Source organism: Streptomyces sp. NBC_00390, from assembly GCF_036057275.1.
Taxonomy (GTDB): Bacteria; Actinomycetota; Actinomycetes; order Streptomycetales; family Streptomycetaceae; genus Streptomyces.
Genome location: NZ_CP107945.1, coordinates 73474 through 85727, shown reverse-complemented (window position 1 = coordinate 85727; position 12254 = coordinate 73474). Strand labels below are relative to the sequence as shown.

Annotated in this window: 7 protein-coding genes and 1 pseudogene; 6 read left to right on the top strand and 2 right to left on the bottom strand. The window is 65.6% G+C overall.

The window, feature by feature from the left end:
- Positions 1 to 167 precede the first annotated feature (167 nt).
- From OHS70_RS00315 to OHS70_RS00295, 5 genes and pseudogenes are all read left to right on the top strand, one after another.
- The gene (locus OHS70_RS00315; RefSeq protein ID WP_328392376.1) at positions 168 to 7337 is read left to right on the top strand and encodes a polymorphic toxin-type HINT domain-containing protein; all 7170 of its coding nucleotides are present in this window, start codon (positions 168 to 170) and stop codon (positions 7335 to 7337) included.
- Positions 7334 to 7687, top strand: a complete 354-nt coding sequence (locus OHS70_RS00310) for a hypothetical protein (protein WP_328392374.1) — start codon at positions 7334 to 7336, stop codon at positions 7685 to 7687. The genes OHS70_RS00315 and OHS70_RS00310 overlap by 4 nt, the downstream gene beginning before the upstream one ends.
- 300 nt (positions 7688 to 7987) lie before the next feature.
- Positions 7988 to 8744 (top strand): annotated as a pseudogene (locus tag OHS70_RS00305) (transposase family protein).
- Between the two features lie 34 nt (positions 8745 to 8778).
- A complete protein-coding gene (locus OHS70_RS00300; RefSeq protein ID WP_328405333.1) occupies positions 8779 to 9102 on the top strand; it encodes an SUKH-4 family immunity protein in 324 nt (107 codons plus the stop codon).
- Positions 9103 to 9161: 59 nt separating this feature from the next.
- On the top strand, positions 9162 to 9677 hold the full coding sequence (locus OHS70_RS00295) for a DUF1877 family protein (protein ID WP_328392369.1): 516 nt from the start codon (positions 9162 to 9164) through the stop codon (positions 9675 to 9677).
- A 657-nt stretch (positions 9678 to 10334) separates the two neighbouring features.
- Here OHS70_RS00295 and OHS70_RS00290 read toward each other — a convergent pair.
- Both OHS70_RS00290 and OHS70_RS00285 read right to left on the bottom strand, forming a co-directional pair.
- Positions 10335 to 10670 (bottom strand): hypothetical protein, encoded by a 336-nt coding sequence (locus tag OHS70_RS00290; RefSeq protein WP_328392367.1) that lies wholly within the window; start codon positions 10668 to 10670, stop codon positions 10335 to 10337.
- Positions 10671 to 10757: 87 nt separating this feature from the next.
- Entirely contained in the window at positions 10758 to 10979 is a 222-nt protein-coding gene (locus tag OHS70_RS00285) for a DUF4304 domain-containing protein (RefSeq protein WP_328392365.1), read from the bottom strand.
- A gap of 333 nt (positions 10980 to 11312) precedes the next feature.
- Here OHS70_RS00285 and OHS70_RS00280 point away from each other — a divergent pair, with 333 nt between their 5' ends.
- The gene (locus tag OHS70_RS00280) at positions 11313 to 11675 is read left to right on the top strand and encodes a hypothetical protein (RefSeq protein WP_328392363.1); all 363 of its coding nucleotides are present in this window, start codon (positions 11313 to 11315) and stop codon (positions 11673 to 11675) included.
- Positions 11676 to 12254: the final 579 nt, after the last annotated feature.

Below are 12254 nucleotides of genomic sequence, written 5' to 3'. Positions count from 1 at the left end.
TGTCGGTGATCACATACACCCTGCGGCTCTGGTGCAACTTCACAGATCGCCCACAGAATCTCCGACATCTGATACGTCGCAACGCGTGGTCCGTTCCTGGTCCCGCCTCAAGTGGTCCGGGGGACCTCGCCTTGTTCGACCGACTTTCTCGCGCCCACCTTTTCCGCATGCGGCTCACGCTTGTGCCCGTGGTGGGGGCTGCTCTGCTGGTGGGGCTGTTGCCTACGCAGGCCCTGGCCCTGCCGCCTGACCCCGCGACAGCAGAGAAAGGCCGCGAGACGCTGACTCTGGAGCCCCTCGACAAGGAGCTTCCGGTCGAGGGTGAGGTCTTCGACAAGAACCTGGAGAGTCTGAGGCTCGACATTCCGGAGGACCAGGAACAGGCGCCGCCAGGCACGACAACCGCGCCGCCGGCCGACTCCGACGTCGTCAGCTTCGGCTCCGGCGTGACACCCGCCTCCCTCAGCAGCGCGGCCACCGAGCCTGTGGCTCTGACCCCCGTAGGGGACTTGCCGGTCAGCCTCGGTCAGGCTCCTGACGAGCCTGCTCCCACCGGTACGTGGCAGGTCAGCATCACCGCACCCACGATCTCCGCCGCCCGGGGCGTGGATGGTGCTCTGATGACCGTCCAGGCTCCGGAGACCGGCTCGGTCCCCGTGTCGGTCAAGCTGGACTACGCCAAGTTCAAGAACCTCTACGGCGCCGACTGGGCCTCCCGACTGCGCTTCGTACAGTTCCCCGCCTGCTACGCCGAGACGCCGGACGTCGAGGCCTGCCAGGTGTACGAGGAACTGGAGACGACGAACGACACCGCGAGCGAGTCGATCACCGCCACCGTCGACACGGCCGCCGACGGAACCGTCACCCCGGCCTCCAACACCGGCCGGTCCACCGAGACGTCCGGGCCGTCCATCGTGCAGGCTGGCTACCGCAGCTCGGCGACCACCGCCGCAGCAGGCGGGGACAGCACCGTCCTCGGTGCGATCGACTCCGGCAGCGGCGCCGGCGGTTCGTTCAAGGCCACCCCCCTCGCCTCCAGCGGCAAGTGGGAAGCAGGCGGCTCCTCCGGTGCTTTCACCTGGTCGTACCCCTTGGTGATCCCACCCACCCCCGCAGGTCCGTCCCCCAACGTCACCTTCAACTACAACTCGCAGAGCGTGGACGGCCGCACCGCCGTCTCATCGCCCCAGGCCTCATGGATCGGCGAGGGCTGGAACTACGACCCCGGCCACATCGAACGCCGCTACCGCTCCTGCGAGGACGACACCAAGACACTCAATTCCGGGACCCCTAACAACACCGCCGAGAAGGACAAGACATCCGACCTGTGCTGGGTGTCGTACAACGCGGTGATGTCTCTGGCCGGCAAGACCACCGATCTCGTGCGCGTCCCTGCCTCGGGCAGTGACCCCGAGACCGACACCGAGATCTACCGGCCGGAGAGCGACGACGGCACCCGCGTCGAACGGCGGACCGGCGGCGACAACGGCGACAACAACGGCGAGTACTGGGTCGTCACCACCACCGACGGCACCACCTTCTACTACGGCCTCAACAAGGTCGGCGGCGGCCACGCCGACACCACCTCCGTCTCCACCGTTCCGGTCTTCGGCAACCACCCCGGCGAGCCATGCCACGCATCCGCGTTCGCCGACTCCCGATGCGGCACCGGCAAGCAGCAGGCCTGGCGCTGGGGCCTGGACAAGGTCGTCGACGTCCACGGCAACGCGATGGTCATCAACTGGCACCAGTCCGTCAACCACTACGCCGTGCGCAAGAAGTTCACGGACCCGGAAGCGTACGAGCGCGCCGCCTACCCGCAATCCATCGAGTACGGCATGCGCTCTGACCTCACCAAGCCGTCCGCAAGGGTCGACTTCGTGGCTGCGCAGCGCTGTCTGGCCTCCGCCTCCGTCTGCGACGAAGACAACTTCGACAAGACCGACGATCCTGGCGCATACCGGCCGTGGTGGGACAGCCCCGGCAACCTCAACTGCAAGTCCACGTCCGAACTCTGCCCTCCCTTCCCCTCCTTCTGGACCAGACTGCGACTGGACCACATCACTACCTACGGCCAGCGCCCCGGATCCACGACACTGCAGAAGGTCGACTCCTACACCCTTCATCAGTCCTTCCCCGAAGACTGGTACGACACTTCCCCCGGACTGTGGCTGAACTCGATCACCCGCACCGGCTACGCGCCCGGTGACTCCACCGGCACCCTCCAGTCCAAGGACGGCATCAGCTTCGCCCCCTACACCGTCGGCTCTACCGACCCGCTGGCCAAACGCTTGAAGGACCGCCAGCTGCCGAACCTGGTCACGACGGGTGCCAGCGACCAGCGGCCCGGCTTCACCAGGCCGCGCATCGGCACGGTTGCCACCGAGACCGGTGGCGACGTCGAGGTCAAATACACGGGCGGCTGCGCCAGCGAACCAGCCGAGGACAAGGGCAAGGACAACAACACCTGCTACCCCGTGCGCTGGTCCCCGGACGGCGAGGTCGACAAGCCGGCCAAGGCATGGTTCAACAAATACGTCGTCGACTCCGTCACCGAGACCGACAAGGTCACCTCCCGCGGCGAGCCTGTACACACGAAGTACGAGTACACCGGCCCGGCCTGGTCCAAGAGCGACGACGAGTTCTCGCGGCCGGCCCTGCGCACCTACAGCGACTGGCGCGGCTACCGGCAGGTCTCGGTCACCAAGGGCAGCAAGTCCTCCTCGCAGCAAGGAGATCCGCAGTCCCAGTCGAACTCCGTCACCCGCTACTTCCAAGGCGCAGGTGGCGCGGTGAAAGACTCCACAGGCACCTACACCCTCCTCGCGGACGACGCACCCCAGTACGCCGGGCAGACAGCCGAAACCATTGCCTACGCCAACTCCGACGGCCGCGTCGTCAGGCGCACCCTGAACTACCCCTGGTCGAAGCAGACAGCTTCCCGCGCTCGCGAGGGGGAGGACGGCAGCGACCTGGACCCACTGCTGGCCCACCGCACCGGCATCAAGCGTTCCGACGCCATCCAGACGGTCGACAGCAGCTGGCAGGCAGTGCGCACCCTGACCGAGGTTGATGACACCTACGGCTTCCCGGTCGAGGTCGAGACCATGGTTGTCAGGCCGAGCGGCACCGGCGAGAGCCTCTCCCAGCAGACCTGCTCAAAGACGTCGCGCGTGCACAACACCACCAAGTGGCTGATCGGTCTTCCCAAGGACGTGCGCATTACGGCGACCACCTGCGCGGGTGCCGACGCCGCCGATCCGGCGACCGAGCTGAAAGTCTCAACGCGCTTCACCTATGACGACGGCGCCTACGGCGAGGCCCCGTCAAGGGGCCTGCCCACCTCGGTGGCCGAGATCAACGGCACGGGAGCCTCCCACTCGACCATCACCAAGACCACCTACGACCCGCTGGGACGCGTGCTGACCGTCAGCAAGCCTGGCGCCGGCACCACCGAAACCCAGTACACCCCCGACGACGGGGGACCCGTCACCTCCACCAAGGTGATCAATGCCAAGAACCACACCACCACCATGACCTTCGACCCGGGCCGTGGTCTCCCGCTCACGGTCAAGGACGCCAACGGCCGCGTCGCCCGAACCGAGTACGACAGCCTCGGCCGCCTGATCAAGGGCTGGTCGCCGGCGCGCTCGGCTGCCCCCACGCCGGATGTCGAGATCGACTACCAGGCCGCCATCGCCACCAAGGACGAGAACCGGCCCGCCGCCGTCACCGTCAAGACCCTGAAGGACGATGGCTCCTCCTACAGCCGACAGGTCACCGTCTACGACGGCCTGATGCGCCAGGTCCAGACCCAGAACGAGGCACACGGGCCCGGCCGCATCATCACCGACACCCGCTACAACGACCACGGCCTGGTATACGAGACGACCGGCGGCTACCTCGCCAAGGGAGAACCGGCAGCCACACTGTTCGAGCCCAAGTCGACGTCACTGATCCCCAACCGAACCAAGACCCGCTACGACGGCCTCGAACGCCCGGTCCGCCTCTCCACCTACCACGGCGCCGACTTCAAGTACGCCGCGTACACCTCCTACACCGACACCAGCACCTTCATCAACCCACCCGGCACCACCGCTCCGTCCACCAAGACCTTCACCGACGCGCTGGGCCGCACCACCTCGATCCGGCACTACACCAGCCCCGACAACAGCACCTATCGCACCACCGCGTACACGTACGACAAGCGCGGCAACCTTGAGAAGGTCACCGACCCCGCCGGCAACGCATGGTCATACACCTACGACGTGCGAGGCCGGAAGACCTCTGCGACCGACCCGGACACGGGCACCACGCTGACCGACTACGACGACGCCGACCGCCCGACCAAGGTGACCAACGCGCGGCAACAGTCGACATACACCGCCTACGACCTCCTGGGACGTCTAACAGCGGTCCGTGAGGGCTCGGAAACCGCAGCCCCCGCCAAAGAGTTCACCTTCGACATGGCCGGCGCACTGGGTTACCCGGTCGCCTCCATCCGCCACGACCCCTCCGGCGACTACATCACCCGAGTCACCGGCTACGACAGCGCCTACCGGCCCACCGGCCTCGAAACGGTGATCCCCGCCAACTCGATGACCACCGGCCTCTCCGGCACCTACACCGATACCTACACGTACACGCTCACCGGGCGGCCGCTGACCACCACGCTCCCCGCGAAGGGAGGCCTGGCACGCGAGAAGGTCGTCACCCGCTACAACGACGACGGCCTCCCCGAATCCACCGCCGGCCACAGCTGGTACACCGCGGACGTCACCTACTCGCCCTACGGCGAGCCCCTGCGCACCGTCTCTGGCGCCCAGCCCTACCGCGTCTGGACAACCAACTTCGTCGACCCCCACACCGGCCAGCTCCAGCGCACAGTCGCCGACCGGGAGACCGCGGGCCCACACGGCATCTCGGACAACTACTACTCCTACGACACGTCCGGCAGCATCACCTCCACCGCCCGCAAGCTCTTCGAGACGGCCGGAGCGACGTGGGACAACCAGTGCTTCACCTATGACGTGATGGGCGAGCTCGTCAACGCCTGGACCTCCAGCATCACCCCGAACGGGCAGGGCACCGGCTGCAGCTCGGCCAACGGCGCGAACTGGGGACACCGCACCGACGCGGCGCCCTCCTCCGGCCCAGTTGCCCAGGCCCCCAACGAACAGTCCGACACGGCCACCCCGGACGCCTCGCTGACAGACAGCCTCGCTGCCACCGCACCGCAGAACGGGACGGTTGCCACAGGCGCCACCGCCTACCGCCAGTCCTACACCTTCGACTGGCTCGGCAACCGCGCCGCCATGACCGAACACGACCCCGCCGACGCCACCAAGAACACCAACTACACCTACGGCTACGGCAAGACAGTCACCGGCAACGGCGCAAACCCACCGATCACCACACAGCCGCACACGCTCACCCGGATCAGCTCCACCCCCACAGGCAAGGGCAGCCTCTACACCTACGACGCCACCGGCAACACCGATACCCGTGACCTGCCGGCAACCACGCAGGACCTGAACTGGAGCGCGGACAGCAAGCTCGAGTCGATAACCGACGACGGCACCAAGACCACATACGTCTACGACGCCGCAGGCAACCGCATCCTGGAGCACTCCCCGGCCGGCTCCACCCTCTACCTCGGCGAGACCGAGCTCACCACCGACGCAACCGGAAAGATCACCCGCGCTTCCCGCTCCTACGGCCACGCCGGCGCCCCGACCGTGGTCCGCACCGCGAGCAACGGAGCCACCACAGCTCACAAGCTCAACGTCCTGATCGCCGACCACCTCGGCACAGCCAGCACCACCGTCGAACTCTCCGGCACACAGCCTGTCACCCGCCGTGCCTACAAGCCCTACGGCGAACTCCGCGGACCGAAGCCCTCCAGCTGGCCCAACAAGCGAAGCTACCTCGGTGTAGGTATCGACGACGAGGCGACCGGCCTCACCCACATCGGTGCGCGCGAGTACGACCAGAACGCAGGACGTTTCCTTTCAGCAGACCCGATCATTCATATTGATGATCCGCTGCAGATGAACGGCTACGCGTACAGCAACAACAGCCCCGTAACCCTCTCGGATCCCACGGGGCTGGACTTCGGCTGCGGGGGAAGCGGGTCGTGCGAACCCACAGCTGATGGGAGCAACAAGAAACCCCACGACGAAAGCAAGCCGGATGCGCCTCGCGGCTCCAACGGCGGTCTCGGCGCCCCCGGCGCATCGACCGCAGCCCACCGGGCAGCCGTTGACTACCTGGTCGGCCAGCAGCCGCGGGAAACCAGGGAATGGGTCATGGTCCAGCGGTGGATGGCCTATTACCGGGTAGACGGCGGAAGTTACTGGGACACGCCCATCGGCGACGGTGACAGAACCGCGATGGCGTGCTTTGGACGCACCGGTTGCCAAGAGGCGCTCATACACCTCCATGAGACGGGTGACCTAAAGGGCGCGAAGAAGATCGCCGCGACCTACTGCCTCTACAGAATGCAGGAGTGCAACAGTGATGCGAAGGACTACGGCAAGGTACAGAAGGTCTTCGAACTCCTTCCCGAGGCCATTGCCGCAGCGTATGGCGTCCGAACGCTTCGCGGTCGACCGGGCGGCTGCCCTAAGTGCTTCCTTGCCGGCACCGATGTCCTCATGGCAGATGGGAGTACAAAGAACATCGAGGACATCGAAATCGGCGACAAGGTGCTCGCAACGGACCCCGTAACTGGGCAAACCGGCCCGCGGAAAGTCACCCACCTCATCATCACGAAGGATGACAAGCACTTCAACGAGCTCACACTCTCAACCGACAAGGGACAGAAGAAGCTCACAGCAACACACGAGCACCCCTTCTGGTCCCCCTCCGAGAGGCGCTGGGTCGAAGCGCGAGAGCTTCGCCAGGGCATGACCCTTCTTTCCGCCGATGGTAGCCCCGTTAGCGTCCAGGCCAACCGTGCGTACACGAGGCATGCCCGTACCTACAACCTGACTGTCGACGACCTGCACACGTACTATGTGCTGGCGGGCGAGACTCCGGTCCTCGTTCATAATTCCAAGCCGTGTGTTCCTCTGAAGGACCTGCACCCTCGCAGTTCGCTCGACAAGAGTTCGCTGGATTTCTGGAGCAAGCAAGATACGGAAGACATCATCTTCTCGTTGAGGCCAGGCGCGAAGGAAGCGCTGAGAGTGAAGCCGGACGGTACAATCGCGAATGGAAACACTCGGGTCAGAGTCCTGAGGGATCGCGGATACGATGTCGACTCCTTGCCTCGCGAGCCCTATGGTAGTCGGCGCCCAATGACGGACGAGGATTTCTGGGATATGGATCAATGAACATTCGAGATCGAGTGCTGACGGTCCTGGAGTCCGACTCCAAGGAAGCGTTCCTGCTGGCCTTGGGGCATCGACTAGGGATATCGGCTCGCTTCATTTTCTCGGAGGGAAGCTCGGATGCGCTGCAACAAGCCCGAGCTTGCAATGAGATGATGATCGCCATTTGGCTGCAAGTGTGGGCTATGAAGGATACTGAGGGGGACGGGTATCCGGATTCGGAATTCCTTCCGATTCTGCTGGGAAAGGCTGACGCAGGAAACGCGCGTTCGTATCTTCGGGATGCGATTGAAAGCGCCCTGCTCTCGGTGGGCGACAATGGGATATCAGGTCAGGGATCGATAAGCCCGTAGAGCGCCCGGATAATAGATCTGGGAGAACCGAGGAGCCCACCGGGAGGAAATTCCGGCGGGGCTCCTCGGGTGTATGACGGCAACGTCAGCGGGCGACTGATGCGGCGGGTGGGTCCTCATGGTCGTCGGCTTCGTGAGAGGCCGCACCCTCAAAGGGAGTACACAAAACAACTCAACAGTGAGCCCTTTCCAACCTGGCTGTGGCATCGGGGTGTTGGTGGGCATGGGTTGTACGGAACGACGAAGCTCCTGGTAGACGGGTTCTCGACCAAGATCACCCGTGTCCGCCAGGAGCTTCGCGTGCTTGTCTACCCGTCGTCGATCGATCTGTCCAGCCGCACGCTGCGGCACCTGACGAGGCAACTGGCCGCTCACCGGCGGGAGATCGGCACGCGATGGCGGCGTCTGCCCGTCGGCCGTCAGGCCCTGCTCGCCCTGGCCCACCTGCGATGCGGCGACACGTACGCCCAACTCGCCGCAGGGTTCGAGATCGGCATCGCGACCGTCTACCGCTACATACGAGAGGCCGTCGAAGTGCTGGCCGCCCAGGCGCAGACCCTGGCCGAGGCAATGACGAGCGTCCGGACGAAGGCGTACGTGATCCTGGACGGCACCCTCCTGCCCATCGACCGGATCGCCGCCGACACCCCGTACTACTCCGGAAAACACAAGCGCCACGGCATGAACGTCCAGGTCATAACGGATCCGTTCGGCCGACTGCTGTGGGCTTCCGCGGCCCTGCCCGGCTCCACCCACGACCTGACCGCCGCGCGCGAACACGGCATCATCGACGCGCTCGCAACGGCAGGGCTGAAGTGCTGGGCGGACAAGGCGTACCAAGGGGCCGGCCGCCATGTCCGCGTACCTTTCCGGGGGCCGCCGGCTCAAGCGCTGGAAGCGACGGCACAACAGCACCCACGCCAAAATCCGGTGCCTCGGCGAGCAGGCCATGGCTGTCCTGAAGGGCTGGCGCCTGCTACGCAAGCTCCGCTGCAGCACCAACCGGATCACCAACATCGTGAAGGCCGTCGTCGTCCTTCACCACGCCTCAACCTGAGGTTGGAAAGGGCTCAGAGTCCGCCACCGACTGGATCCTCCTCGGCAACTTCGAGATCAGCACGATCGTCCTGGACACACGCACCGGGAAAGTTCACCAACTCGCCGAGGGCATCATGCGCCCGATCCCACTGCACGGCGACATCTCCTCCCTCGTGAAGACGATCGCGGCGCTGACCGAGCTCACCAATGCGCTTCCTGAGGACTACGAGGACGACGAGGAGACACTGGAGAATCTCCAAGAGGAGCTCGACAACCTGAAGCGCACCATCTCATCGCGAGATGCCCTTCCCTTCGCAGATGAGCACAGCGAATGGGTTGAAGTCGTCACCTCGATCGGCGCCGGCATGTGGGGATAAGTCGCCGGTGAGGCAAGGGCAGTCGCTTTTGCCTGGCGACACTCCGCGATACTCGTCGTATGGCGCTGACGCAGCAACTCGCGCGGGTGAGCCCGCAGTACTTGGTTCAGTGCCGCGCAGCGGCGGCGAGGTCTTCGGACGGCAACCCGGATTGGGACCCGCCTGCTGAGGACACTCTGGATCTCGACTGGGCGATCTGGGGCTTGATCTGGTTCTGCCAGCGCATGCAGGTTGAGGGGCAGCGCATCCGGGTTCTTCGGCGCAGTATCACGGGGGACCAGGGTGGCGATGTCGGATTTCTTGATCACCCCGAGGTGTACGACGGTTTCGACTCCCCTCCCGCAGTCCTCGCTCCTGCAGCCGTGGCCGAAGTGGCCCGCGACCTTGCGGCCATGGACGTGGACGAGCTGCTGCGGAGCCTGCCGGAGGACCGGTTTGCGGCGGCCGAGGCGTGCGGATTCCGAGGTTTTGACGGGCACCCACGAGAGTATCTCGTCGAGCACTTTGCTTTGCTGCAGGGCTTCTACGGCATTGCCAGTCGGCGTGGGCTGGCGGTTCTGACGTGGAAGGACTGAGTACCGCTCCGCTGATGGTGGTCGAGCGGGCTTGAGCCAGTCCCGGTAGGTGTTGGCGAGGTCGTGGCGACGTGTGCCGAGTTCGATGCAAGGGATCACCGTCGGCCAGACATTGAAGGCACACCGGGCGCGTATGCCTCACCTCGCCAGCCCGCGCGAATCCGTCTGGGGCCGTGAGCTTCCTCCACGGCCGAGCCCTGCCAGGGGACACGGTTCTTCATCGGAAGCGTGGGAGGAAGAGGTCTTCCTGGCGCCCAGTGCTGGTGACCGGCTCCGTGGTCGCCTATTGGGCTCGTTGCCATGCCTGGATGCTGTGGGCTGGGATGCGTCCGTGGTCGGGTACGTCGTAGCCGTGGGCGGGGGCTCACTCTCTGACGGCTAGGCTGCTGGTGCTTGCTCCAGCGGTCGGTGGTTCGGGCTGACGACCTTTGGCGGCTGGCGGTGAGGGTGTGAAGGCGACGCGGTTGTGTGGGACGGAGGGGGCACGGGCGTGGCGTACACACCGTGGCCGTCTCGGTGCATGCGGTGCGGCGCCGCCTGCACCGCCACGCTCGACTCGAGCCCCCAGGGCCAGCGTGGATGCTGGCCCTGGGGCAGAAAAAGGGCGGCAAGTGCTTCGACCGGTCTGGCGCGGCTACCTGCAGCTCGGCTGCCTCGTCAACTGGCTGCTGTCTCGTGGTGTTTGCCGTTTCGTGCTACGAGTCGTTGGCGCGTCCGGGCGATGAAGTTGTCGCCGGGGCCTGCCAGCTGCACGCCTGCCAGCAGGGACTCGATCTCCTCGCTCGGAGCGTCGTCGATCCGAAGGAGGATCTCTACTCTTGTGAGCGGCACGCGCCGCACGACCGGCAGGGCCGGGCGGCGGCACTCCTGCAGGAGATTCGCCCGGTCAAGAAGGCGGACCATCTGCGGGACGGCCTCCTCGTGCAGGACCCTCGCCAGCGCCGCGCCGCAGATGAGTCTCTTGTCCTCGCGCAGGGCTGCGCGGAACGGCATCCCCTCGTCGGGAGCGTGTGCTGTGTGGGGTGGTGGAAGCACCCTGCCGGTCAGCACCGCCGCGCCGAAGCGACGGGAGGTCGCACGTCACTGGTGCCGGTCGAGCCACTCCCAGTACGGCGCCGGCACGATGCCGTAGCCGACCTCGAAGACGACGGCATCGGGGGCTACGTAGTGACGGGCGAACCCGAGAATCGCTTGATCGCCATTGCCTGCGATCAGGCGGAAGGTACGGCCGGCCTTCTTGAACCCAGCTGCTTTCAGTACTGGCGCCGCGTGCTGCTTCACCAGCAGGTCCAAGGCGCTCATCGGTGCCTTCCTTCAGAGGCTGTCCAGCACACGGACGATGGACGACAGTCGCCAGTAGTTCCAACGGTGGTGACGGCTGCAGAAACGCCGTGGCCGCGACCAGCTTCGCTGTGTGATCGGTCGATCGCACCACCGGCACGGCCGGGTTCTCCCCGCATTCGCATCCCCACCCATGCCGCGACTCTAGGCCCAGGCTCAAGATGCTGCAGTACCGACCAAGAGTGATCGACGACTCCCTGACAGGCACTTGCCTTGGCCCTGGACGGATGGTCGCTCGACCGCGGACCGTGATCCGGTCATGGTCCGATGCCGCAGGTCAGATACCGTGGCGCCGTGAGGGAAAGCTTGCCCAGCGACGTAGCCGAGGTGCTCGAGGCCATCCTGGGCACGGACGATCCGGTTCATGTCGTGCTCCGAAGGCAGGTTCCGCACCTCAGCGTGCGAGCACGCTGCACATGCGGGTGCGGCACCGCCTACTTCGACCTCGACACCAGCAAGGTGGGACCTGCGCGCACCGGCCCCAGCACTGTCGTGGCGGCCGAAGCGCAGCTCGTCACCGAGGCTGGCGAGTGCCCCGGTGAGGTCCTGGTCTTCACGCAGGGCGGCTACCTGTCGTGGCTGGAAGTCTGTTCATGGAGCGACGACATCGAGGTGACACTGGCCGCCGCGCGTCACTGGCTGCTGACACGCTCCTGATCCCGAACGGTCAGCGTCCAGCGGTCTCCGAGCCGCACGACACCACGATCCGACCGGCATCACGAGTTCAAGTTCAGTAGCGTCCTGCTGTCTGCCCCTTCGTTGGCTCGCTGTGCCGTCCGGTTGGCATTTCGCCACTGTGTGTCGCGGTTCGGTAACACAGGGCAGGGCGGGTGGGTGATCGTCGATAGCCTGGCGTTGCTCGACCGGGCGGCCTTTCCATCGCAGTTCGAACAGGAATCCTTGTGTCTTCACTTCGTACTCCACCGCACAGGTCAGCGCTGTGGGGTGCGGTGATGGCGCGCATGGCCCGGCCCGGCCCCGCGAGCGGGCTGCCGGTAGGGGGCAAGAGCCCGCGGCGTGCGGTCCGCCCGCCGAGAGAGGCGGATTGCGCGGAAGATCCGGCCCCCTGGTGCCTGAATTGAGCCGGGTGCCTTGAGGGCGGCTCGATTCCTTGTGCAGTGACCGATGAACGAAATCCCAGTACCCCTGTGCCGTGCTCCTGGACGCGCAAGGGGTGAGCCGAAAGCGAACGTGTCCCGCGTCATGCGTGTAGATGACCTGTCGAAATCAGCCCCG

What these genes read in the sequence shown, in the direction of transcription:
- OHS70_RS00315 (WP_328392376.1), top strand. Translation starts at nt 168, where the DNA reads ATGCGGCTCACGCTTGTGCCCGTGGTGGGGGCTGCTCTGCTGGTGGGG.
- OHS70_RS00310 (WP_328392374.1), top strand. Translation starts at nt 7,334, where the DNA reads ATGAACATTCGAGATCGAGTGCTGACGGTCCTGGAGTCCGACTCCAAG.
- OHS70_RS00295 (WP_328392369.1), top strand. Translation starts at nt 9,162, where the DNA reads ATGGCGCTGACGCAGCAACTCGCGCGGGTGAGCCCGCAGTACTTGGTT.
- OHS70_RS00290 (WP_328392367.1), bottom strand. Translation starts at nt 10,670, where the DNA reads ATGCCGTTCCGCGCAGCCCTGCGCGAGGACAAGAGACTCATCTGCGGC.
- OHS70_RS00285 (WP_328392365.1), bottom strand. Translation starts at nt 10,979, where the DNA reads ATGAGCGCCTTGGACCTGCTGGTGAAGCAGCACGCGGCGCCAGTACTG.